The sequence below is a fragment of the Streptohalobacillus salinus genome (assembly GCF_003201605.1).
In the GTDB taxonomy this organism is placed as follows: Bacteria; Bacillota; Bacilli; order Bacillales; family Amphibacillaceae; genus Streptohalobacillus; species Streptohalobacillus salinus.
Map to the genome: position 1 here is coordinate 81095 of NZ_QJJR01000003.1, position 25481 is coordinate 106575.

A 25481-nucleotide genomic window follows, 5' to 3' on the forward strand; every position below is an offset into this window, starting at 1 on the left:
ATAAAAAATAAAAAACAGGCCAGATAAACCCGCGCCTGTTTAATTAAGACAAATTGCGTTAAGAGAAGCCATCCTAAAGATAAAGGATGGCTCTTCTTTACTCACTAATTTCAAATTAGTTAAGTTTATATTTTTTCTTGAAGCGATCCACACGGCCGCCAGCTTTGTCAGCTTTTTGCTTACCTGTGTAGAATGGGTGAGAATCTGAACTAATCTCAACGCGGATTAATGGGTACGTGTTACCGTCTTCCCATTCAATCGTCTCAGACGATGATTTTGTTGATCCTGTTAAGAATTTGTACTCAGAACTTGTATCAAGAAATACAACTTTGCGGTATTCTGGATGAATGCCTTCTCTCATGTTATTACACTCCTTCTGCCCTGAATCCCTTGGAAACAGAGTTAATTTTAAAGCAGTAGCTATATCATGGATACAGTCTTTCTGCTCTTTTCACACGTAAAGATTATAACAGTCTCCTGGAATCAATGCAATAGAAATAGTTAAACTTTTATCAATCCAGCTCTATCATTTACTTAATTATTTTTGTTTGCGTTTCATCTCTTCATAGAGTTGCAAATAAAAGTCGGCATTCGTATCCGTTGCTTTTAACTTACGTAAGAAACGTTCAATAAAGTCTGGTGAATCTTGCATCGCCTTACGAATCGACCAGACCACATCTAACTTATCTTGATCAAGTAAGAGCTCTTCACGTCTGGTCCCGGAGCGCAATAGGTCAATGGCCGGGAAAATCCGACGTTGTGCTAAATTGCGATCAAGATGCAGTTCCATATTACCTGTTCCTTTAAACTCTTCATAGATCACGTCATCCATCCGCGAACCCGTCTCAACAAGCGCTGTCGCTAAGATCGTGAAGCTACCCCCTTCTTCAATGTTACGTGCGGCCCCGAAGAAACGTTTGGGACGGTGGAAGGCAGCTGGATCAATCCCACCTGAAAGGGTCCGTCCACTTGGGGGAATAACCAAGTTATAAGCACGGGCAAGACGGGTGATGCTATCCATTAAGACCACTACATCTTTTTTGTGTTCTACCAGACGCATGGCACGCTCAAGCACAAGTTCCGATACTTTAATATGATTTTCTGGAACCTCATCAAATGTAGAAGACACCACATCAACACCTGGCGCAACCGAGCGCTCAATGTCTGTTACTTCTTCTGGTCGTTCGTCAACCAAGAGAATGATTAATTTCACATCAGGATGATTTTCACTAATACTATTCGCGATTTCTTTTAATAAGACCGTTTTACCTGCTTTTGGCGGGGCAACGATTAAACCACGTTGACCAAAACCAACCGGTGTAATCATATCCATAATCCGCGTTGATACGCGATTTTTTTCTTGTTCTAACCCCATTAATCGGTCAGGGTATAAAGCGGTTAAAGCTGGGAAATGGACACGCTCTTTCGCCATTTCCGGGTCTTCCCCATTAACCATATCCACATGCAATAAGCCGTAGTAGCGCTCATTTTCTTTTGGCGGTCGTACTTTCCCAGATACTTTATCACCGTTACGTAAGTCGAAGCGACGAATTTGCGAGGCAGATATATAAATATCTTCCGCACTTGGTGAATAATTGATGGGACGTAAGAAACCAAAACCTTCTGATGGAATGATTTCTAAAATGCCATCCATAAATAAAAAGCCACTTTTCTCAGCTTGCGCCTTTAAAATCGCAAAGACTAACTCGCGCTTCGTTAATTTGGCGTAGTAAGAGACTTTAAATTCACGCGCTTTCGTATACAAGTCTTTTAGCGTCATGTCTTCTAAATCTGTGATGGTTACTTCTGACACATTGCTTCACCCTATCTTGTCTATTTTATTTAGCGTTCATTGTGAACGTTAGTGTTAATCATTAGCGTAATTGATGGTCTCGTTATTCAGCGAAATAAATACCGCTCTTAAAAAGAAATAAGACACACCTCGTTATCCAGCGCTTTGCTGTGATAAAGGGCCGTGACCGTATCGTTAAATATATCGGTATATTTTCTGTTTCATTTTAGTAGTTACTTGAATGATTCATGTAGTCGATGTTCGTAAAGGTTGGCTTAAGGGGTCATGTATCTTAGAGGATGTTCACAAATTGGATTTCATCGTCAACTTAACCACGGTAAAATAAGCACAGTTTACTGCTGTGCTTATTTTAACATATATTTATCAAAAATCCATAGCCTGCTTATTTAATTTTTAAGTGTTTTGAAACTGTTCAATTTCCTCACGCGTCATATCTTCACGCCAAATCTTTGCACCTAGACTCGAGAGTTTTCTTGTTAACTGTTCATAACCCCGATCAATATGTTCAAGGCCCGTTATCTCAGTTACACCTTCAGCCATTAGTCCAGCAATAATTAATGCCGCACCCGCACGCAGATCAGTTGCTCGTACTTTCGCACCTTCTAATTGCACCGGCCCTTGAATAACAGCCGTCGCGCCCTCCACTTTAATTTTCGCATTCATCCGTCTTAGTTCATCAATGTGTTTAAAGCGTGCCGAATAAATCGTGTCAGTAACAATCGCGGTCCCTTCTGCTTTAGTCAGCAGCGACGTAAACGGTTGTTGTAAATCAGTTGGGAAGCCTGGATGGACCAATGTCTTAATGTCGACAGCCTTTAAAGGCACGTTTGGACGAATCACTAAATGTTCTTCCCCTTCTTCAATCTCAACGCCCATTTCCCTCAGCTTCGCAAGTAACGGCTCTAAGTGCTGTGGGATGACATTATCAATCACCACTTCTTCGCCTTGGGCTGCTGCCATAATTGTATAAGTCCCCGCTTCAATCCGGTCAGGGATAATCGTATGGGTACAGCCTGATAATTGGTCGACACCTTCAATACGAATCACGTCCGTACCTGCCCCTTTAATTTTTGCACCCATCGAAGTTAATAAGGTGGCCACATCAATAATTTCTGGTTCTCTAGCTGCATTTTCGATCACTGTTTTCCCTGTCGCTCGAACAGCGGCCAGCATGATGTTAATCGTCGCCCCAACACTAACCACGTCCAAATAAATCCGTGCCCCTTTTAGCTCATCTGCACGCAAGTAAATCGCACCTTGTTCATTGGTTACTTCAGCACCCAGCGCTTCAAACCCTTTGATGTGCTGATCAATCGGACGCGGGCCTAAATGACAACCCCCAGGTAGACCGATTACAGCCTTTTTAAACCGTCCAAGCATCGCCCCCATAAAATAATATGAGGCACGTAACATCTTCACCTTACCGTTCGGTAAGGGCATTGAGGTCATCTGAGATGGATCAATACTTATTTTCCCATCTTCTCGTTTGACCGTTCCACCAATTTCTTCAAGTAATGCACTAAGTGTCTCAACGTCAGAAATACTAGGTAAACCTTCAATGACAACTTCTGAATCGGCAAGAATTGTTGCGGGTAATAAAGCGACCGCACTATTTTTAGCTCCACCGATATGTACGCGCCCCTTTAATTTAGTCCCACCTTCAACAAATAACTTTTGCATTGTATATTCCCCACTTTAATTTTAGTATTAATCACCGTTGCTATTTATTTTAACTATTAAGTCCTTAAAAAATCATAAATTACTAAACAATCTATTTCGCGCGTAAACGGCACGTTATTCTCATTATACAAAGAAATTCCTTTTGAATCTACCTTAAGACGGTATTCTCATGTAAATTTAATTTTATTGCATTAAATTGTCATATCTTTTCTTCTACGGCTCATACCTTTTCTCAGCACATTTGGCTCGTTAATTCAATTCAAGCGAACCCTAAGCGAATTTGAAACGCCCCCCAATCAAAAGGTGTGATCGGAGGGCGTTTCTGGCTTACTTTCTGATTATTTTCAAAACCATCAATTCATGTGTACCGTTTGGGCCATCTATAAGAAACACTTACACAACAGGTTAGCCGGTTGATTAAAAATAAAATGAAAAAACAGCCTACCCCGAAAGGCAGACTGTTTGACATGCATAAAAATTATGCTTTGTTTGAAGAACCGAATTCGCGCATTTTACCAATTACAGTTTCTTTGATAGCGTCGCGTGATGGTCCTAAATATTTACGAGGATCGATCATATCAGGGTTAGCTAATAATACTTCACGAACCTTTTTCGTTTGTTGGATTTGGTTTTCAGTGTTTACGTTGATTTTTGATGTACCGTAAGAAATCGCTTTTTGGATATCTTTTGTCGGAATACCAGTACCACCGTGTAATACTAATGGAACACCAGCAATTGTGTTGATAGCTTCCATCTCTTTGAATCCTAAGTTAGGCTCACCTTGGTAAGGACCGTGTACTGAACCTAATGCAGGAGCTAATGTATCAATACCCGTACGCTCAACCATTTCTTTACACTCTTTAGCGTCAGCATAGATAATTGAACCAGAAACGTCATCTTCTTGTCCACCAACTGTGCCAAGTTCTGCTTCTACAGATACACCGTGGAAGTGTGCTAATTCTACAACTTTAGAAGTTGTTGCAATGTTTTCTTCGAATGGGTCGTGAGACGCATCGATCATTACTGACGTGAAACCAGCTTGAATTGCTTTCGCACATTGCTCATAGCTTGAACCGTGATCTAAGTGGATTGCTACCGGTACAGTTGTACCTTGCGCTTCCATTACAGCTTTAACCATAGCCGTTACAACAGTGTAACCACCCATGTATTTCGCTGCGCCTTCAGAAACACCTAAGATTACTGGAGATTTCTCTTCTTCAGCAGCTTGAAGAATCGCTTGAATATACTCTAGGTTGTTGATGTTGAATTGTCCTACAGCATACGCGTTTCCGTTTGCTTCGTTTAACATTTTCGTCATTGATACTAATGGCATGAATGTTCCTCCTTAAGGATATAAAAATATTTAATTATAAAGCCGGTTCAAAAACCACGTTGCTTAACTGATATCTGAACATGCTTATATAGCCAGTCAAATGTAACGCTTGATTGGTTACGTTATAAGCATACCAATTTAATCGAAAAGGTGCAACAGAAACTGGTCGTTTGTAAGCGTTTACTCTATCTTTTTTCGATATTTTTTGACGATTTTCCGAATATTTTATACCTTCCATATCATTAAGTATTGCTAAAACGATATTATTTTCATCATTATTTATTTAATGCCTATGTATTTTTAATCGCTCTCGTTACACACTCATCTATTCATCTTTTGAACCAGTCACAATTTCAATAACCTTTATTCGGCAATGATTCCCCCTACGCTCATCCTCCCTTGCCTGGTTTGTCGCAACTTCCCAACGTCAAGTTACAACAGAAGACAGACATAAAAAAGCGTGAGACAGGGATCTAGTCTGCCTCACGCATTTACTGCTATTGGACAATTGCATCGATGTACGCTTTAAACAGTTCTTGCGGCCGATTCGGACGCGACTTAAACTCAGGGTGGAACTGCGAGGCCACAAACCATGGGTGATCTGCAATTTCAACCGTCTCCACTAAACGACCATCTGGACTTGTACCAGAGAATACAAAACCAGCTGCTTCCATAGCTTCTCGGTACTCATTATTAAATTCATAACGGTGACGATGACGCTCGTAGACTAAGTCTTCATTGCCGTAGGCTGCTTTAACTTTCGTATCATCTTTTAATCGACAGGGATAGATGCCGAGCCTTAACGTGCCACCCAGATCCTCAACATCTTTTTGTTCTGGTAATAAATCAATAATCGGATGCGGGGTTGCTGGATTTATTTCTGAAGAGTTAGCGCCTTCTAAATCAAGGACATGTCGAGCATACTCTATCGTCGCTAGCTGCATCCCTAAACAAATACCGAGGAACGGTATTTTTTCTTCTCGGGCGTAACGAATCGCTTCAATTTTACCCTCAATCCCTCGGTCACCAAATCCACCAGGAACTAAAATACCATCGACATCTTTCACTTCTTCTTTGATGTTATCACGTGTTAAATGATCCGCATGAATCCATTTCACCTGTACGTCCGTTTCATTTGGATAGCCGGCATGTTTTAGCGCTTCAACGACTGATAAATATGCATCAGGTAACTCAACATACTTTCCGACAAGTCCAATCGTTACCGTCTTTTTCAAATTCTTCACTTGTTCCGCTAATGCTTTCCAGCTAACCATGTCTGGCTCAGGTGTTTTTAGCTTAAAGTGATTACATGTAATTTGATCTAATCCTTGCGCTTGGAGCGCGAGTGGGATATGGTACAGTGTCTCTGCATCGGTTGACTCAATCACGTTTTTTACATCAATATCACAAAATAGCGCAATCTTTTCTTTCATTTCTTCTGTCACATTCATTTCTGAACGTAAGATAATGACATCTGGCTGAATACCCAGTGAACGTAATTCCTTAACCGAGTGCTGCGTTGGTTTTGTTTTCATTTCACCAGCTGCTTTAATATAAGGAACAAGGGTTGTATGGATATACATCACATTGTCTTTACCAATGTCTGATTTAATTTGACGGATAGCTTCTAAGAATGGTAACGATTCGATATCGCCAACGGTGCCACCAATTTCCGTAATCACGACATCGGCTCCCGTTTGTTCTGCTGTTTGGAAGACCTTTTCTTTTATCTCATTGGTGATATGAGGAATGACTTGGACCGTTCCCCCTAAATAATCACCACGTCGCTCTTTTCTAATAACACTTGAGTATATCTTACCGGTGGTAATGTTTGAGAGTTTCGATAAGTTAATATCGATAAAACGCTCATAGTGACCCAAATCTAAATCTGTTTCTGCTCCATCATCTGTCACAAATACTTCACCGTGTTGATAGGGACTCATCGTTCCTGGGTCAACATTAATATACGGATCAAATTTTTGAATCGTTACATTTAGTCCTCTGTTTTTTAACAAGCGACCCAGTGATGCTGCCGCAATGCCTTTCCCTATTGAAGACACAACGCCTCCAGTTACAAATATAAACTTTGCCATGTTCATCCGCTCCCTTATTTATTATTATCTTTTTCTTGCCTGTCGATTTACGCGAGATAAACCCTTTCATAGGAGACGATCATTCTCTAAAAATCAAAAAACGCCCTCCCAATTAGGAGGACGTTTAGCTATTCGATATTTATCGAGCCCAAGTAAAATTTTACGGTGAGCTGACGAAAAAAGCAAGAGGGTAAGTGATACCAAGTTTATCTTAAATTGATCTCTTTTTGTGCTAGATCACACAAAAAAAGATGCAACCTCAATAGCGGCTACACCTTTTAACAGCTTAATTCATTACTTTGTATCTTTCTTTGTGTCCTTATCGTCATCTGCGTCATCATTGTCTGAGTCATCGTCGTCATCATCATCGTCATAATCTTCATCGTCATCGTCGTCGTCGAATAAATCATCATCGTCATCTAAATCAAGATCATCATCGTCATCGTCGTCGTCATCATCTGTCGATAAATCTTTTTCAATAAATCCAAGTGGGATTTCAGTCAAATCTTCATCAACGTCATCAATCGATGGTGCTACTTCTTTTTTGGTTGCTTTCTTTTTCTTCTTCTTCTTTTTCTTCGGTTCTTGTGTAACTTCTTCATCAATCTGTTCGACTGGGTACCAAGCTTTTAAGCCCCATTCGCCTTGACCTAAGAATAAGAAACGTCCGTCTAAATTTAGATCTGTATAAAACTGAGCAATATGGTAATCTTTTTGTTCTTGGGTAAACCCTTTAATTTCTGCAACTTGATCAAAAAGCGTACGATAATGCATTGTCTTCTTTTCATCTTTCAACAACATTGTGCCAATTTCAATCATTGAACGTTCTTTTAATTCATCACGGTTTATATCTTTAACACTCACCGAGCACACTCCCTTTATTTCAATTATTCACCTGCATTTATTCAGGTTGATAAGTTCGCTTCCTATTTACCACCAGTACATTATAAGAGTATGACCTATAAAAAGCAACAATTCCACTGAATTGCTTGAAAAAAAGGTGTGTTTTTTTAGTTTTTAATAAAATCAACAAGGCCTTTTACTTTCTTCTCCGTTAAATCACCCGAATTATCAAAGATTAAAATACTCGACTCAGGAATTTCCCAATTGATTTCTGGAACGAAGTTGACGCGTGTTTCATAACTATCCCAGTTTTCTAATTTCCACGTATCACGTTCTGTACCACGGCTCTCAATCCGTTCGCGTTGTTGTTCAATATCATCAAGCACCACGACAACAACTTTCACATCAACTTCTGCTTTGGTTTTTCCAGCTGCACTCAACACGCCTTCGATCCATGCTTTATTTTTAAGCTCAGAAGTAAATGGTGAAATCATGAAAACATCTTGCCCAACTTTTAAATTTTCAATGCATACATCCTTTGCTGTGTCGTACTCTAAATCACGCAGGTGTTTCTTGTAGTACTCTGAATCGCGGTCATCAGGATCTAATCCTTCTTTTTCTAAAAACGCTTCTACAAAGCGTCCACCTACAGTATCACGATCTAGAAATGCTGCAGGGGTGTGTTTGATTGCTTCAATCGCGACCGTTGTCTTCCCAGTACCGGCCACGCCGACAAAAAATACGAGCTTCTGCATCTTAACGTCTCCCTTATGTATAATATATATTAATTTCTATGTTAACGTATACATTCATAAAATGCACCTGTTTTTTCTGCATTCAAATAATTTCAGGTGAATTTCTAAACATTTGCGCCTTATCCTGCTAACCGGCAGTGATTAACATGTCTATCTCCGTTCGCTGAAGCTGAGCTTACACGTCTCTCAACTGGCGCTCCCTTGTCAATCGTGATTGAAGAAATACTTGTCCTTAATTATCGCATAATTCGTATGGTCAATATTGTTCCACTCCGTTTTCTGATAGTGAACAGACTTTAGCCGTTTATTAATTCTTGCCGGGTTATACCAATGAAATTCTTGACTAGCTGCCCAAGCTTTTAGCTCCTCATAGTCGACATGATTGGGTTGCCTATAGACCTCAAGAAATTCATAAAACCCAGCCCATCCACCCACATCTTCAGGGGGAGAGGTTCCTTCACCAGCGATTAACTGGGCAAACCCGAACGGATAATCTTCTACAACTGCTTCTAAGGTGACTGAAAACGTCCAATCTTCACCAAAATCATACTGATACGCTATTTTTTTATACTTTTCTAAGTAACGATCAATTTTTAAACCGGAAGGTTTTCTAACCTCGACCTTTAGTCTTTCTTGACGGCGCTTTTCATAGTGTAACGATTGACCATCTAATCGTTGCAAGCGCTCCTGATAAACGGATGGATGCTTTTTATAATGTTGGTGCGCGAAGTAAGCTTCCTCGTCATTGGTCACTTGTTGATTGTCTTCTGGTAAGTCAAAACAATACAAGTGATAGGCTTCATGTGGATAACCACTTTGAAAATTCGTGGCGTTTTGTATCACGTCATGGAGGCGCCTAAACGTTGCACCCGCCGGCATAATTACACGCCGCCACACTACAGGATCAGAATCAATCATATGAATCGTTAGAATATACGCTTTCATCTTCACACGTCCTTCTTTTTGTTTTTATTGTTGCCACCTTGCCTTAAATACTTACTCGCTTACTGATCTGATCTGGTAACTATAAAGGCCTGCCATCCTGGCAGGCCCGCATTATATTGTCGCTCTTACATTTGTTCCGGTGCGCTTACACCAATAATTGATAGCGCATTTGCTAGCGTGATCCGAACGGCTTCCATCAAAGCAAGCCGTGCTTTTGTTTTTTCAACATCGGTATCATCGAGTACTTTTTCTGCGTTATAGAAACTATGCAGGAGTTGCGCTAATTCAAAGACATAGCTTGTCATCCGGTGCGGCGTCCGGTTAAAGGCTGCATCTGTTACAATTTGCGGGAAGTCACCTAAGTGCTTCAATAAATCCTCCGCTTTCTCTGTCATTAAATGATCTGCAAGATGATTAAGATCTGCTTCATAACCTTTTTCATTTGCTTGTTTCAATAACGTACAAATCCGCGCATGGGCGTACTGAACATAATAGACAGGATTTTCATTTGATTCTGACCGTGCTAAATCCATATCGAAGTCCAATTGCGCATCGCTTGAACGCATCACGAAGAAATAACGGGTGGCGTCGACACCGACTTCTTCCATTAATTCGCGTAAGGTGACCGCTTTCCCCGTCCGCTTACTCATTTTAACTTTCTCACCGTTTTCAAACAAACTGACCATTTGGATAATCTCAACTTCTAACGTGTCCCGGTCATAACCAAGCGCTTCAATGGCTGCTTTCATCCGCGGAATATAGCCATGGTGATCGGCTCCCCAAATGTTGATGAGTTTGTTAAAGCCACGGTCTAATTTATTTTTATGGTAGCTAATGTCCGGTGTTAAGTAGGTATAAGAACCATCATTTTTAATTAAGACACGGTCTTTGTCATCACCAAAGGCCGTCGTGTTAAACCACGTTGCCCCATCTTTTTCATAGGTGTGGCCCTTTTCTTTTAACAACTCAAGTGTTGGTACGATTTTCCCCTCATCATAGAGAGACGTTTCACTAAACCAGTGATCGAAGTGCACTCTAAAATCCGCTAAATCAGTTGCTAACTTATCCAGTTCAAACTTAAGTCCATATTCTCTAAAGAATTGCAGACGTTCTTCCCGGTCCATTTCAACAAATTTATCGCCATGACGTTCTTGTAACGTTTGACCTATACCAATGATGTCTTTGCCATGATAACCATCTTCAGGCATTGGGTAATCTTCACCACAGGCCTGCATGTAACGTGCTTCCACTGAAAGTGACAAGTTATTGATTTGATTACCCGCATCGTTAATGTAATATTCACGCTCGACATCATACCCCACCCAGTCCAGTAGACGGCAAAGCGAATCGCCAACAGAGGCACCACGGGCATGTCCTAAGTGTAAGTCTCCGGTCGGATTGGCCGAAACAAACTCCACTTGAACTTTTTCACCTTGCGCTGCATTGGTCCGTCCGTAGTTTTCTTTTTCCGTAAAGATCATCGGAATCAGCCGAGTTAAATAACTTTTATCGACAAAGAAGTTGATAAATCCCGGTCCGGCAATATCAACCTTATTGATTGATGCTTCGACGTGATCTAAGTTTCCAACAATTGCTTCAGCGATTTGACGCGGTGCTTTTTTTGCAACCCGTGCTAACTGCATAGCGATATTTGTTGCATAATCTCCATGTTGTTTATCTTTTGGCTTTTCTAAAATAACCTCTGGGATGTCATTTTCTTCTGCGAGTCCTGCCGTGATGACCGCTTGTTTAATTTCGTACTTAATCCGGTCTTCCATTTCTTGAACGATGCTCATGCTTGTTCCTCCTCGATAATAAGTCTTAACGTGTGACGCCGTTTTGTTTCACCATTTAAGACGGTTTGATAATCCATCGTTAGCCTTCCTCTTTCACTACTAGATAACGGGATAAAATCAATCTTTTGAGTTTCTGTGCTTAAATTAAAGCTCCCGTAAGGGTGGCGATAATGACTTTCTGTTTTTCGGTTAAGATTAAACTGTTGCGTAAGCTGATATGCGCCTGTTCGTTTCAAGGTCACTTTTCCTGCCTTAATGATAAAAACCGTATCAACAATTGTCTCTTCCATCTCATGTTTAAATTGAACCATCGCATGCGTTTCTGTCTGCAAAAGCGACGCTTCTGCTTTAACTGTTTCTTTTTGTAGGTCTTTTCCATCGCGAATCGTTGTTTCTAACGTAATCGCAACCGTTTCTTTTATCTCTTCCATCACCATTCATCCTTTAATTTCTTCAATACCCCTTAGTATAGAAATATTTTGTTAATAACTCAAGTAAAATCAACGATTTCGCTAAGAGTTTTCATATTTTCCTCGGTTGCATCGCTTGTGCTCGTTAACGACATTCGATTTTTAATGAAGCAATACGTCGCTGATGCAACTTCAACCGACCCCTTTAAATAGCTGACTTCTGTTGCTACTAAAGCAAACAACGAATGAAAAACCCATCCTAATCAATACTCAATTAGGATGGGTGGCTTCCGTTATTTTATAAACCCTAGTAACATTTCGCGAATGTATTTACTGGCAGCAATTGCGGTTTGATCACTGTTGTCATAGGGCGGCGACACTTCAACAAGGTCGCAACCAACAACATTGACATCAGACGCTGCAATCGCATGAATGGCATCAAGTAACTCTTTTGAGGTAATGCCACCAATTTCCTGTGTACCCGTCCCCGGTGCACTGGCAGGGTCTAACACGTCGATATCAACCGTTAGATACACGGTTTTACCAGCGAGTGATGGCAACACCTCTTTAAGTGGGGCTAGAACGTGGTCACGGTATAAATGTAAACCACTTGCCTTTGCATAGGCAAACTCTTCCTTCATCCCGGAACGGATGCCGAAGGAATAGACGTTTTCCGGTCCAATCATCTCCGCAATCTTTTTCACCGGTGTCGAGTGGGACAACGCTTCCCCCTCATAATCATCTCTAAGGTCGGTATGCGCATCAATATGCAGTAATAAAACGTCAGGATGATGTTGGAAAACCGCTTGAACAATCGGTAACGTTACCAAATGCTCGCCGCCCATCGCAAACGGGAATTTTTTATCGCGAAGCAACTGATCGACATATTCACGAATCAGAGTCACGCTCTTTGCCGGGTTACCAAATGGCAAGGGCATGTCACCTGCATCAAAAAAATTGATATCCGTTAGCTCTTTATCTAAGTAAGGGCTGTATTCTTCAAGACCGATTGAAACTTCGCGAATACGGTTCGGACCAAACCGTGAACCCGGACGAAAACTAACCGTCCAGTCCATGGGCAACCCAAACAGTACCGCTTCTGCGGTGTCATAATCGGGGCGTGAGGCAATAAATACTTTACCTGAGTAAGCTTCATCAAAGCGCATGACTTCTCCCCCTTATTTCGTTAAGTCTTCAACGAATTTCGGCAAAGCAAAGCTGGCTGCATGAAGAGCTTTCGTATAATATTTTGTTTCGATCTCAGCTGTGCGTTGATCTTCAATCGGATCATACGTTTTACTACCTATCGTAAATGTCCACAAACCACTTGGATAGGTCGGGATATTGGCGGTATAAAGTTTGGTGTTCGGGAAGATTTCTTTCACATCTTGTTGAACCGTTTTAATAAGGTCGGCTTTAAACCACGGATTATCTGTTTGTGCAACGAAAATACCATCTGGTTTCAGTGCTTTACTAATTCCCGCATAAAATCCCTTGGTGAATAAATTAACAGCTGGACCGACAGGTTCAGTTGAATCCACTAGGATAACATCGTATTTATTCTCACTTTCAGCGATATGCATAAACCCATCACCGACTTGAACATCGACACGCGGATCATCAAGTGCCCCAGCAATGGTTGGCAAGTATTTCTTAGACGATGCAATCACATCACCATCAATTTCCGCAAGAACAGCTTTCTCAACAGACGGGTGTTTTAACACCTCACGAATCACACCACCGTCACCCCCACCAACAACTAACACTTGTTTCGGGTTGGGGTGGGTGAATAACGGCACATGACTAATCATCTCATGATAGACGAACTCATCACGTTCAGTGGTCATGACCATTCCGTCAAGGACTAACATGTTGCCCCATTCTTCTGTTTCAATCATATCAAGCTTTTGAAAATCCGTTTGTTTTTCATCTAATGTGCGTTTTACCTTTGCCGTAATACCAAAGGCATCGGTTTGTTTTTCTGTATACCATAAATCCATAGTTATCTTCTCCTTCTATCCTATACGTTTTCTTGTTTGGTCTCAGCTATTAATTTAAGATGCACCTTCTTAACCACTAGCGATCAGCTCGCTTAAAAAGAAGGGAATCAAGATAATTTTAGAGTAGTTCCGAAAAAAAGCAAGTGCCTTTTACTATTTCAGTAGAAGATTTTAATTGATCATCTTCACCTAACATGCTAAATGCATTGTCAAAAACTTATAACTGAAGTCACACAGATTCTAACCACATCCCTACCAGAGGATTCAATTACTGTTCTGTCGTGGCTGATGTAATAGAAATTGCTGTTGGTGGTAACACTTCACCTTCTCCAGTACCGGTTGATGCCCCTGTCCCATTTGCATGCGCGGCTCCTGCTGAAGTTTTTGGTGGGGCGTAGTAAACGTTTGGCCCATAATCTCGAATATCCATTTTTCCATGATTAACCGCGAATGCACCAACTAATGTTGCTGCATGACCAGCGGTAAAGTTTTGATTAGCAATGACTGTACCAATGAACGTTGTGCTCTCAGGTAACGTAAAGCTACCATGTGTTTCAAAGTAAATTTCTCCGGCAAATTTTTTCACCTCATCAAGGTGAGTACGGACAAAATTATTGTCAACCTTAACATCACGAGCCCCTTTCTTTACATAAAATTCCATATCGGTTTTAATAGCCACATCACCATTGACAAACACATTAATTGGCCCATCAGTAATATCAAATTTCACCCCAGTATGTGGAACCGAGGACAAGCTCTCAAAGTAATAATTACCACTTTTCAACACAAGTGGCCCTCGTCCGTTTATTTTCACACGCCCGTATTCACCAGGTTCTAACGTGATGGTTTGATTAATATTTGTTTTTTTTGATCCATATTCAAATGTAGTTAACGGAATCGCACTCACATCCATACGGTGTTCTGACAATTGAGGAGCAGTTGGTGCTAATGGTACGTTTGGTGTGCCACTTGAGGAACGTAAGCCGTTTACTGTTCCCTGTCCCGTTATATCGCCTCCTGCTATCGCGTCACCTTTTATAATATTATCAGTACCAATTTCAATATCTCCTCCCGCATGGACACTGCCATCAAAGCGAAAATTATTGTAAGCTCCCGCACGAAAATCCCCACCCGTATAAGTGTTTCCTTTTACGCTTATATTACTTGAAGATGAAGAAGTAAGGCCAACATCTCCAACTGCATGTATGTCTCCATTTACAATATTTCCTCCGCGCCAATCAAGATCACCATTCGCATAAATGTTATTTGTAACTGCTCCATAACCTAACTTAACATACCCACCTGCGTTGATATCACCGGTAATTCCATTTGCTCCCACTAAGTCGACGTAGCTACCACTATAAATAGACTGTGCATCTGTGCCGTCACTTAACATCACATAGTCACGCGCATGAATGTCACCCGTTACTTCGTTGTTACTAGATGAGAGGTTAACATGACCTCCTAAGGCAACTAAATCACCATATATTTTAGAAGCACTACTTATCTTAATCGATTGCTCTGAAATGACTGAACCATGCAATTCAGTTCCTGATGCACGGATATTAACATCTTTCGCATACACATCACCTTCAAAGTAGCCACCACCGGTAAGATCCAATTGATGATTCGAACCACTATATAACAAATAATCGAGTGGTGCCCCGCCTGTGGACGAAGCGACTTGAATGCGGTGCGAAATATCAAAACGCGTTTCAATTGTTCGGTCAGCAGCTCCAATTTCACCTGTGGATTCAAGCGTATAACCTGTCGTTCGTTCACTATAATTACCCACCATCCGCTCGGCAACAGCTCCAATTCCAACATTCATTTCCGCCCTCGGCTGTTCACCACCATTCGGTTCAAATGTCGTCATCTCACCGTTTATTTCAGTTTGAACATAATGATTAAGCTGACTAAAGAACGCGTCGTGAGAGAGCGAATGTGTCGATAGTTGCTTAACCTTTGCCTTTATCAAGGCTAACGATTGATTTGAGCCTGCTTCCGAGATATAAAATGTACTTTCATGTGTGGTAGTTGCTTTGGTTAAGTTCACATTTGATACAGTCAAACTAAAAATAGCTGTTCCAAGAACGGACAACACCACAAATGTTAGTAAGGTAAATATCAAAGCCATCCCATCTTCATTAGACCACATATCTTTGAACATCTTGACCGGCTCCTTTATTTAGAAAGTCTCACTTACTTGTTTTACTTTATTCAATGCTATGCTTTCATATTACCATATCCCGTGAAGATATCTAACTAGGATTCATTCGTCTCTTTAACCTTTGTATTTCGTAACCTCTCAATTAACTTACTCTTTGCACCCACACAAAAATTAGCGTAAACTTAAAACTAAGTCGATTTCCAATCTAATCATAAAGCGAGGTGTAACGATGCCATATGTCACAGTAAAAATGTTAGAAGGACGGACCGATGAACAAAAACGAGCCTGCGTTGAAAAAGTAACCGATGCGATTGTCGAAACAACCGGCGCAAGTCGCGAGAAAGTCGTTGTGTTCTTAGAAGATATGAAAAAATCCGAGTATGCCGTTGGTGGTGTACGACTAAGTGATTTAGACTAACACTTTTTCACCTCAATCATTTGTAAAGAAGCCTAACGTGAATGACAGCTCGTTCCTGTCCTTTACCCGTTAGGCTCTTTTTCGTTTGGATTAATATGTTCGTTGTTATCTGCCGCTACAGCTTTACTGCTTTGTTACTGCAAATAACGGGTCGCTAACAGTTGCTTTAAAAATGAAATATCTTTAATCAACTGCGTGCCAATATTCGTCTCACGTACTTGTTTGCGCCGTAATTCCTTATCAACGAGGCGCTTAACACTTAAGACGTCGGTGCCGTTTTCGATCACTTCTTGTTTTGAGTGAAAGTATTGATGGGCGACCAACTGAATGCCATAAGAATTATAGACCAATGTATACCCTGCAATCCCCGTCGTTTTTTGATACGCTTTCGAAAATCCCCCGTCGATCACAATCATTTTACCATTTGCTTTAATCGGGTTTTCTCCTTCAATTTCCTTGACCGGGGTATGTCCATTAATGATATGACCGAGATCTGGGTCTAAATCAAAAGCTGTCAAAATCCGGCGACAAACGTCCTCATCTTCGCGCATGTAGTAATACGGATTTTTCCTTTCTTTATGTGTCGCCGTGTCTTCGATAAAATAGCGCTCAAACGTCGTCATTTCTTTCTTCCCAAATAGTGAGGAATGTTCCCCGGTCCACATGTACCAAACCAAGTCCGTATCAAAGTCATCAATGACTTTTTTTCGCTTGTAGCAATGTCTCAAGGTGGTCTCAAATAAATCAAGTAAGTCACGTCCCTGATAAGCTTCATTGTCAATGGTCATTGCTTCTAAGTTTCCGTCTTGGTCTAGGGGAACACAACCATGAATCAATAAGTTACCATTGTAACGCCCGTAAAAACTCCCTTTTTTCATCAGAAAATCCATGTGCCGTTTTAACTTCTCAGAATGTTGAATGCTAAACAATAACTTATCGATCACATGTTGTTCTTCATCGGTTAACTGTTCCGGGTTTTTAGGGTTGACCGTCTGAAAACAGGGATCAATTAATGGATAGTCTTTTCCGTTAATCTGAATCGTTTCTGTCTCATAATCGACAAAATCAAGCATGGTCCGGTGTCCCATATTGAAGTCTTTACGCCGTTTAATGATTGGTATTTCTAATTTAAATTGAATCATCGCAATTGCTTGATGCATTTTGGTAATCTCTAAAAACTCCGCTTCACTGAGCGTTTCCCCCGCTTGTAGCTTCGGTTGGAAATTAACATGATCATCATAATATTTATCCGCTAAATTTTGTAAGGGACGCAAGTTAATCCCGTAGACATCTTCGATAATAGCAAGGTTATTGTAGCGTGCACAGATCCGCAAAATATTTGCAAGACAAACCTTTGATCCACTAAAGGCGCCGAGCCATAACACATCATGATTCCCCCACTGGATATCAACGGAATGATGATTAATCAATGTCTCCATTATTTTATCAGGCTTCGGTCCCCGGTCATATATATCACCTACGACATGTAAGTGATCAACAACTAAGCGTTGCACGGTATAACAAAGACCAATGATTAATTTATCAACTTGATTAAGCGAGATGATTTCTTGAACAATCTTTTTATAATAAGATTTTTTGTTGTCCAACAGATCGACTTTATAAAGGAGTTCTTCAACGATATAAATAAAATGTGGCGGTAAGGCTTTTCTCAATTTGGACCGCGTGTATTTTGATGAACTATAGTGCACCAAGTGCACCAAGCGTTCAATGATGACTTCATACCAATCATTTAACGCTTCACTTGAGTTAAAACTTTGTTTAATCCGTTTCAGTTTTTCTTCTGGGTAGTAAACAAGAGCACTAAACGTATCAATCTCATCTTTTACTAACTTTCCACCATACAGATCGGTAATCTTTTCTTTTACTTTTCCTGAGCCATTGCGTAGGACATGCGAAAACGCCTGATACTCACCGTGCAAATCACTAACGAAGTGTTCAGTCCCTTTTGGTAAATTTAAAATCGCTTCGAGGTTGATGATTTCTGTCGCAACCTTTTCTTCAGTATCATACTTTTCTTTTAATAAATCGAGATATTTCTTCTCCATTTCCTCGATATCCCCCTTATTAAGCTCACGTTTTTTTCGACTTGATTATCCCCATCTTAGCGGTTATTCGGTCATATTGAAAGTGACTACCGCTTATTAAATCATTTTTATTTTAATTTTCTGTTTTTTTCTCTCGCTTTTTCAATCTAACCATTATCAATATGAAGTGTTATTCTTTAATCATTTCAAATGCAATTATTTCTTAAAAGAAGAGTCGCTGTTGAAACGTAATGGCTCGGAACAAGTATTGAATACACGCGATAAAGCTTTTCATTATTTAATTGTTAAAGGCAACAACAAAGAACATGTCTGGACTGCGATTACTCACTTACGTGCGCATTATAACCCGGTGCATTTGCTCTCGGAAAAGTCGTTTAACTATGGTCATGCGGTTACACAACATAAATGGATGGCGGAATTCATCGAAACCCAAGCGACATCGCTCGTTAACCCAATCATTGATGAGCACATACTCGAGCCGATGAAAAAGTGGCATCAATTCTACGAAGACGGGGCGCAGTAGACCGATTTCTTCGATACAAACGATAAAGGACCTTTTTTTTAACACGTATCATCGATCGCGTGATAACCGAAGCCGTTTCAAAAGAAGCGATGACTGGTCTCAGTCATCGCTTCTCTTAGTTAAACTTCAAATATTTTTGAATCGTTTGTTTAGCCTTGTTGTCATCTGGCAAGCGTTCAATGATCTCACGTGGATAGTATAATTTATGATCTGAACGCTTTTTCCCTGAAATCGCCTCGACAATGTCTGAATATCGTGAAAGCTCAATTTGATCGTTCGTCGGTTTCAATAAGTAAATCGGTAATTTCACACCTTCTTCGCCGGGGCGATAAAAATCATAAGGTAAGTCAGACGTGGAATCTTCGATTAAATAATAATCTGGATCTAAACCAATCGCTTTAAATGCCGCATAGAGTTCCATCCAATCCTTCGCATCAAATGCGTGATGGAAATCAACAAACTTGAATAGCTTTCGGTTTGTAAACCGATCACACAAGTCACTTAAGATCGGGTCTTCTTCGTCACGCCACATTTGGAAGTAATACATAACAATCGTTTCATCAAGATTAATGTAATCGTCAACGGTCACATCTCCCTCTAAGAAACTTAAAAAGTGGGTGGGTGCTTGTTTAAAGCTGTAGTTCGCTGCGCACAACACTTTAACACGTTTAAATATTTTCGTTAAAATCACTTCCGCGCTTCGGCTAACCGGATGAAAGTATACTTGCCAGTACATTTGATACCGGCTCATAATGTAATCTTCAACCGCATGCATGCCACTTGTTTTTACCACAACTTGATCTTTAGTCGGTCGCATCACCCGTAGAATGCGTTCCAAATCAAAATGACCATAACTGACACCGGTAAAGTAGGCATCACGCAACAAATAATCCATCCGGTCCGCATCAATTTGACTGGAAATCATACTAATGATTAATTTATCTGGATGTGTCTTCTCAATCACACTCGCCACTTCTTCAGGAAATCCCCTACCCACTTTACGTAAAATTTGGTTTACCTCAGTGTCCCCAACAATGATCTGTCTTGTGAACTCCTCATGATCAAGTCCAAACACCTTTTCAAACGAATGCGAGTACGGCCCGTGTCCTAAATCGTGCAACAAGCTTGCGACTAATACTAAGAGACGCTTATCTTCATGCCAATACTCACGCCCTTTAAAGTTCTCAGTTATCCGCCGAACAATTTCGTAGACACCTAACGAATGGTTGAACCGTGAATGTTCCGCTCCGTGAAAGGTTAAAAAGGTTGTTCCTAATTGTTTAATCCGGCGTAGCCGTTGAAATTCACGCGTACCAATCAAATCCCAAATGATTTGGTCACGCACATGTATGTATCGATGAACAGGATCTTTAAATACCTTTTCTTCTGCTAATTGTTGGTCTTGATAGCGCATCTAACATCCCTCCTTTTGGTTTGTTCGCTCGCATATCTTATCTAATCATTATATAATACAAAGAGTAAATCTAAAAGACATAACCCATTAACAGGAGGAATCAGGTTTTGAAAGCTTACCAACACTTATTTAAAGATCAGCCTTTGCGCTTTTTTAATGACACGCATAACGATAGACAACCTTATCAGTCTTTCGCACTGGATGATGCACTCATCGAATCGATCGCTGAAACAAACATGCAAGCAATCCGTCTGTGGTCACATGACCAAACCATTATCCTCGGCATTGCCGATACAAAATTACCCCATTTTGAAACAGCGGTGAAACACTTAAAGTCACAGGGCTATAACGTTGTGGTCAGAAACTCGGGTGGTTTAGCCGTCGTCGCCGATGATGGTGTCTTAAGCATCTCTATTTTACTGCCTGATGCTAAACAGATTTCAATTCATGACGGATACGAGCAAATGGTCCAACTCGTCAAAGAAATTTTCCGTCCTTGGACAGAACAGATTGAAGCATTTGAAGTGGTTGGCTCTTATTGTCCAGGCGACTACGACTTGAGTATCAACGGGAAGAAGTTTGCTGGCATTTCTCAACGTCGCGTAAAAAACGGGATTAGCGTACAGATCTATTTAGCAATTACCCCTGATCATCAAGCGCGCGCAAAACTTATCAAACAGTTTTATCAACTGGGCATTAACGGGCAAGCGACAAAGTTTACCTATCCAACGATCCAACCCGATACAATGGAGGCACTCGCCACTTTACTCGCAATTGATCTTTCGATCGATGACGTTATGACGCGGATAACCAACGTCTTAACCGCTGACTTTCACTTAGTCCCCGGTGAATTAACAGCGGATGAGCTGACCTACTTTAACAAACGTGAACAACAAATGATTGACCGCAACAAAAAAGCACTTGGCGACCTCTTTTGAGGAGGTCCGCCAATGTGCTTTTTTCGTGTCTCACGTCATTCACTTACAGTTGCTTAGTCTTCAGCATGGTTTGCTTGCGCTGCCGTGATAATCGCTAATTTATAAACATCATCCGCATTACAACCACGCGATAAATCATTCACTGGTGCATTTAATCCTTGTAAGATCGGACCTACCGCATCATAGTTCCCTAAACGTTGCGCAATTTTGTAACCAATGTTACCTGCCTCTAGACCAGGGAAGACAAACACGTTCGCGTCACCTTGAATTTCTGAGTCTGGCGCTTTTTTCTCTGCCACACTTGGTACAAAGGCTGCGTCAAATTGGAATTCGCCGTCTAAAACAAGTTCAGGCGCCATTTCTTTAGCGATTCTAACAGCTTCAGAAACTTTTTCGGTCTCTTCTGACTGGGCTGAACCTTTAGTTGAGAAGCTTAACATCGCAACACGAGGGTCGATATCAAACATTTCAGCTGTTTCAGCTGAAGCAATCGCAATCTCCGCCAGGTCTTGACTGTTTGGCGCAATGTTAATCGCACAATCTGCAAAGACATATTTTTCTTCTTCACGTACCATAATAAAGACACCTGATGTTTTCTTGATTCCTGGACGTGTTTTAATAATTTGTAGAGCTGGTCGGACGGTTTTTGCAGTAGAGTTCACTGCCCCACTGACAAGTCCATCAGCTTTTCCCATATAAACGAGCATCGTTCCAAAGTAATTCATATCTTTTAGTATTTTACGCGCTTCTTCTTCCGTTGCTTTACCCTTACGGCGTTCAACAAAGCTTTCAACCATCGCGTCAAAGTCGTCATAATCTTCTGGGTTTACAACCTCACAATTGTTTAACGTTGAGTTTAATTCTAACGCTTGCTGTTCTAATTTACTTCTGTCACCCACTAGTACAGGTGTAACAATTCCTTCAGCAGCAAGTTTACTAGCAGCTTCTAAAATACGGTCGTCTGAACCTTCTGGGAATACAATTTTCTTAATGTTTCCGGCTAATTGGTCTTTCAATGTATCGAATAAGTTACTCATTATAATTACCTCCAAAAGTTATTCTGTTATAATAATACGACTTTTCCTGTTTAATTTAAAGAGTTACGGCTTATTTTCTAAAATTCTTTTCCAAACCGTTAAAATTTGTTCACATTTTATCCGAAAACGCTGTCAATATATCCCTCATTCTTCTTTCATGCACTAGCAAACAGCCACCTCCACATAGGAATGTCATCCGCCGACCTTTACTCATCCTCTTCCCTTTAGGGATGTTTTTAATCATACCAAAAAGCCTGCCACTGATCGTACAGGACAGGCTTCCTTTTTCGGCTTATTCGGTTCGTATGAGGAAACGCTCCCACTCCTTACCACCCACCTTTTCCGTTCATTTGAAGCAGGTGTCATCTTTTAAAAAGCCATTAAAAATCAAGCAATGAACCGCTCCCTTGCCCGTAAGGATCTGCATCGTTTTTCGGTTTACTGGTCGGTGTTTTAGAATGCGGTTGATAACTGTTGCCAATCATTTTTTGCAGTTCTAATGTTTCAGCATCGGTCGGTTGTGCTGTCGCTGCTTTTTGAGTGTCTTCCGTCTCAGAGTCATCTAACACCAGTTCCGTTAAGGAAGAAATTGCCCGCATATGTGCACGTCTTGTTTCACTATCGCTTGCTTGTTTCGCTCTACTAAGTTCTCGTTCAATTTGTTTTAATACCTTCTCTTCATTAATCATCTATTTCATCCTTTACGACTTATTTAATCCCTGGCCATGGCCATCCATGTATGCTTATCACTTTTATCTTAGCATAAGACCAAATCAATATGCATCTGATTCGCTATTCGTTATACTAGTAGTCATTAATGCATGGCACAAAAAACCTTTTCACTAGTTCAATTCATAAGATACGGAGGCTTCACTGATGCAATCAATGAATCAACGACTCGAACAATTCTCACTCGGTAAACACGAACGTCTAGTCGCCGTCTCAGGCGGACAAATTAACCAAAGTTATTATTTAAAAACAACCGCTGGCGAATGGTTTATCAAATGTAACGATACGGTCACCGCCGATTTTTTTGATTTTGAAGTGTACGGCTTAGCATTGCTTCGTCAAACCGGTACCGTCAAGACACCTAAAGTCATCGCACAATCCAGTGATACGCTCGTCCTTGAATGGCTAACGCCAGCGCAAACAAAAGAAGCAGAAGCACACTTAGGTCAAACACTTGCTCAACTTCATCAGCAACCGCACTTACACTACGGTCTAGGCCGCGATGGTTATATCGGTACGCTTTTGCAACCAAATCAATTACTCGATGATTGGTTGACTTACTACCGTGATTTCAGGTTAATGAACCAGCGCAAAATCGGCATCGAACGCGGCACACTTTCTGGTATGCGTCTAAACAGGCTTGATACGCTGCTTAGTAAGCTTGAGCGTTACATCCCTAAAAACCCCGGTGCTTCTTTACTGCATGGCGATTTATGGGGAGGAAATTGGATAAGTACCGCTGCTAATCAAGCGTATGTAATTGATCCCGCCGTAGTTTACGGGGATCGTTATTTTGAACTTAGTTATACCGAACTATTCGGGGGATTTTCGTCAGATTTCTATCATCATTACCAGGAAATGATGCCGATTGAGAGCGACTACCAAGCGGTCAAACCGCTCTATCAACTGTTTTTCCTTTTGGTCCATTTAAATATATTTGGCGAACGTTACGGTCCGGCCGTCGACCGGATTTTAGCAGACTTCACTTAAGTTTTTCGTTAACACGCTTTCAGCAGGCACAATAATGCTCCCTTGCCTGTGATTATGGACCATGATACAGTGGATTAAACCTCCGACAACCCTAAACCATGAAGTAATCGAGCCAGACGACTATCGCTAAAGCAATAGGGAACGTTTTTATACCAACATTCCTAGCGATAATACATTAGTCATTATTGACGGGTTTAGGATTACCGGCTATACCACTAAGAAGGGCGTGCTTAAGATGAGCAAAAAAACCTTATTATTTTTAGCGGTGCTTTATGCAGGCGTAACTTTTATTTTGGATACGCTCCTGCAAACTGCCATCGGTCAATTTATGATGACTTTAAGTTTCTTAGCGTTCATATTAGCGGTGATTGGCGCTACATATTCCCTCGTCACGTTCTTTTTTAAGGCATTCACTTACAATCAAAACCGCACAAAGAACCATTGATGATCCCTTAGACGCATCAATAGTTCGACTTGAAATAAACATGACGCCTTTATAGCACCCTTGCTTACATGCCAAAAGCGACTCGATTACGTTTCGAGTCGCTTTAATGATTTTCGCAAAGCTTGAACGTTCAACTCAATCAACGGTTGAAATGACACCCAAATAGGTCGACTTGATAGGACAAAGACAATCAAGAGACTAATCCCTGCGGCAACGCCTACATCAAGTAGATTATAGATTTGTATCATCCCTGACTGCCTGAAATATTGAATAAAGAAACCATGCAGTAAATAAACGTAGAGGGATTTTTGCCCTAAGTCCGTAAAGCGCTTACGGCATCTTGGGATCAAACTAAACACGATGAAACTAAAGAGTGTTGCTAGAAGATAATAAGTAAGGCGATACCACACACCAAAACTAGGGGCACCTAATGCCTGATACGAGCTCGACTGAAACAACCAACCCGATGAGAAGTTCCCAAACATATACAATACCGTCCATGCTGCAAAGAGAACGCTCAGCATCACTCCAACCTTGCGGAAACGAAACGTCGAAAGCAACCGATCTTTATCGAGATGATAGCCAAGTAAAAAGAAGGGGAAAAAGACAAAAGTACGTGAGAGACTATAACTATGGTCAATACCCTCTATAAACCCAACAATCAGACCAAGTCCAATCGCAAGCAATAAACCTGTTTTCGGTTTTAATCGCTTAAAAAAAGTAAGCAACACGTTCCACGAAAAGAGACTGATCATAAACCAGAGCGACCAATGCGGGTCAGCAATACTCTTTACAGGTGCGACATTTGCAATGGCGTAGTACCCATTGTAGATAACTTGAAAAACCAAATAAGGGATAAGTAACTTCTTCGCCAATTGTACCCCCTCACGAACCGTATGGATGCCACGTTGAAAATATCCACTCAGCAGTATCATCGCCGGCATATGAAAGACGTAAATCAGTTGATAAAGCGCCGATACACCACGCACATCTTCAATCATCGGTTGAATCACATGACCAAAGACCACAAGTACAATCAATATAAATTTTGCATTATCAAAAAATGGTTCGCGTTTCATGATG

The 25481-nt window shown here is 40.9% G+C and carries 23 protein-coding genes; 5 read left to right on the top strand and 18 right to left on the bottom strand.

Features of this window, described 5'->3' with window-relative positions:
- Nucleotides 1-115: 115 nt before the first annotated feature.
- The 13 genes from DES38_RS03420 to DES38_RS03480 all read right to left on the bottom strand — a co-directional run bounded on the left by DES38_RS03420 (nt 116) and on the right by DES38_RS03480 (nt 15838).
- Nucleotides 116-361, bottom strand: coding sequence for a type B 50S ribosomal protein L31 (locus DES38_RS03420; protein WP_110250694.1), 246 nt, complete (start codon nt 359-361; stop codon nt 116-118).
- Nucleotides 362-538: 177 nt separating this feature from the next.
- Nucleotides 539-1813 (bottom strand): transcription termination factor Rho, encoded by a 1275-nt coding sequence (gene rho / locus DES38_RS03425; protein ID WP_110250695.1) that lies wholly within the window; start codon nt 1811-1813, stop codon nt 539-541.
- A gap of 393 nt (nt 1814-2206) precedes the next feature.
- Complete coding sequence (locus DES38_RS03430; protein WP_110250696.1) at nt 2207-3493, bottom strand: UDP-N-acetylglucosamine 1-carboxyvinyltransferase; 1287 nt, start codon at nt 3491-3493, stop codon at nt 2207-2209.
- 478 nt (nt 3494-3971) lie between these two features.
- Nucleotides 3972-4826, bottom strand: coding sequence for a class II fructose-1,6-bisphosphate aldolase (gene fba, locus DES38_RS03435; protein ID WP_110250697.1), 855 nt, complete (start codon nt 4824-4826; stop codon nt 3972-3974).
- Between the two features lie 497 nt (nt 4827-5323).
- The gene (locus tag DES38_RS03440) at nt 5324-6919 is read right to left on the bottom strand and encodes a CTP synthase (protein WP_110250698.1); all 1596 of its coding nucleotides are present in this window, start codon (nt 6917-6919) and stop codon (nt 5324-5326) included.
- A 294-nt stretch (nt 6920-7213) separates the two neighbouring features.
- Complete coding sequence (gene rpoE / locus DES38_RS03445; protein ID WP_110250699.1) at nt 7214-7783, bottom strand: DNA-directed RNA polymerase subunit delta; 570 nt, start codon at nt 7781-7783, stop codon at nt 7214-7216.
- Nucleotides 7784-7929: 146 nt separating this feature from the next.
- A complete protein-coding gene (locus tag DES38_RS03450) occupies nt 7930-8517 on the bottom strand; it encodes a P-loop nucleotide/nucleoside kinase family protein (protein ID WP_110250700.1) in 588 nt (195 codons plus the stop codon).
- Nucleotides 8518-8721: 204 nt separating this feature from the next.
- Complete coding sequence (locus DES38_RS03455; protein ID WP_110250701.1) at nt 8722-9462, bottom strand: plasmid pRiA4b ORF-3 family protein; 741 nt, start codon at nt 9460-9462, stop codon at nt 8722-8724.
- A 125-nt stretch (nt 9463-9587) separates the two neighbouring features.
- Nucleotides 9588-11258 (bottom strand): arginine--tRNA ligase, encoded by a 1671-nt coding sequence (gene argS / locus DES38_RS03460; protein WP_110250702.1) that lies wholly within the window; start codon nt 11256-11258, stop codon nt 9588-9590.
- The gene (locus DES38_RS03465) at nt 11255-11689 is read right to left on the bottom strand and encodes a YwiB family protein (protein WP_170114319.1); all 435 of its coding nucleotides are present in this window, start codon (nt 11687-11689) and stop codon (nt 11255-11257) included. The genes argS and DES38_RS03465 overlap by 4 nt, the downstream gene beginning before the upstream one ends.
- Nucleotides 11690-11961: 272 nt before the next feature.
- Nucleotides 11962-12834: an agmatinase gene (gene speB / locus DES38_RS03470; RefSeq protein ID WP_110250704.1), complete on the bottom strand. Its 873-nt coding sequence runs from the start codon at nt 12832-12834 to the stop codon at nt 11962-11964.
- Nucleotides 12835-12846: 12 nt separating this feature from the next.
- Nucleotides 12847-13668 (bottom strand): polyamine aminopropyltransferase, encoded by an 822-nt coding sequence (speE, locus tag DES38_RS03475; protein WP_110250705.1) that lies wholly within the window; start codon nt 13666-13668, stop codon nt 12847-12849.
- A 268-nt stretch (nt 13669-13936) separates the two neighbouring features.
- Nucleotides 13937-15838, bottom strand: coding sequence for a DUF7305 domain-containing protein (locus DES38_RS03480; RefSeq protein ID WP_110250706.1), 1902 nt, complete (start codon nt 15836-15838; stop codon nt 13937-13939).
- A gap of 229 nt (nt 15839-16067) precedes the next feature.
- On the opposite strand from DES38_RS03480, the gene DES38_RS03485 reads away from it, so the two are divergent.
- Nucleotides 16068-16256, top strand: coding sequence for a 2-hydroxymuconate tautomerase (locus tag DES38_RS03485; protein WP_110250707.1), 189 nt, complete (start codon nt 16068-16070; stop codon nt 16254-16256).
- Between the two features lie 134 nt (nt 16257-16390).
- On the opposite strand, the gene DES38_RS03490 is transcribed toward DES38_RS03485, so the two are convergent.
- Nucleotides 16391-18322: a fructose-1,6-bisphosphatase gene (locus tag DES38_RS03490; protein ID WP_110250708.1), complete on the bottom strand. Its 1932-nt coding sequence runs from the start codon at nt 18320-18322 to the stop codon at nt 16391-16393.
- A 220-nt stretch (nt 18323-18542) separates the two neighbouring features.
- Between DES38_RS03490 and DES38_RS03495 the strand changes: the two genes are divergently transcribed.
- Nucleotides 18543-18845 carry a hypothetical protein gene (locus tag DES38_RS03495; protein ID WP_110250709.1) on the top strand — a complete coding sequence of 101 codons (303 nt, stop codon included), beginning with the start codon at nt 18543-18545 and terminating at the stop codon, nt 18843-18845.
- A 115-nt stretch (nt 18846-18960) separates the two neighbouring features.
- Here DES38_RS03495 and DES38_RS03500 read toward each other — a convergent pair whose 3' ends face one another.
- Nucleotides 18961-20259, bottom strand: coding sequence for an HD domain-containing protein (locus DES38_RS03500; protein WP_110250710.1), 1299 nt, complete (start codon nt 20257-20259; stop codon nt 18961-18963).
- Between the two features lie 107 nt (nt 20260-20366).
- On the opposite strand from DES38_RS03500, the gene DES38_RS03505 reads away from it, so the two are divergent.
- Nucleotides 20367-21197 (top strand): lipoate--protein ligase family protein, encoded by an 831-nt coding sequence (locus tag DES38_RS03505; RefSeq protein WP_110250711.1) that lies wholly within the window; start codon nt 20367-20369, stop codon nt 21195-21197.
- A gap of 53 nt (nt 21198-21250) precedes the next feature.
- Here the strand turns inward: DES38_RS03505 and pta are convergent, their stop codons facing one another.
- Both pta and DES38_RS03515 read right to left on the bottom strand, forming a co-directional pair.
- Nucleotides 21251-22234, bottom strand: coding sequence for a phosphate acetyltransferase (gene pta, locus DES38_RS03510; protein WP_110250712.1), 984 nt, complete (start codon nt 22232-22234; stop codon nt 21251-21253).
- A 380-nt stretch (nt 22235-22614) separates the two neighbouring features.
- Nucleotides 22615-22923 (bottom strand): DUF5327 family protein, encoded by a 309-nt coding sequence (locus DES38_RS03515; protein WP_110250713.1) that lies wholly within the window; start codon nt 22921-22923, stop codon nt 22615-22617.
- 187 nt (nt 22924-23110) lie between these two features.
- Between DES38_RS03515 and DES38_RS03520 the strand changes: the two genes are divergently transcribed.
- Together DES38_RS03520 and DES38_RS03525 are read left to right on the top strand one after the other, a co-directional pair.
- Entirely contained in the window at nt 23111-23953 is an 843-nt protein-coding gene (locus tag DES38_RS03520) for a fructosamine kinase family protein (RefSeq protein WP_110250714.1), read from the top strand.
- Between the two features lie 235 nt (nt 23954-24188).
- The gene (locus tag DES38_RS03525) at nt 24189-24398 is read left to right on the top strand and encodes a hypothetical protein (protein ID WP_110250715.1); all 210 of its coding nucleotides are present in this window, start codon (nt 24189-24191) and stop codon (nt 24396-24398) included.
- Between the two features lie 86 nt (nt 24399-24484).
- On the opposite strand, the gene DES38_RS03530 is transcribed toward DES38_RS03525, so the two are convergent.
- Nucleotides 24485-25477 carry an acyltransferase family protein gene (locus DES38_RS03530; RefSeq protein WP_110250716.1) on the bottom strand — a complete coding sequence of 331 codons (993 nt, stop codon included), beginning with the start codon at nt 25475-25477 and terminating at the stop codon, nt 24485-24487.
- Nucleotides 25478-25481: the final 4 nt, after the last annotated feature.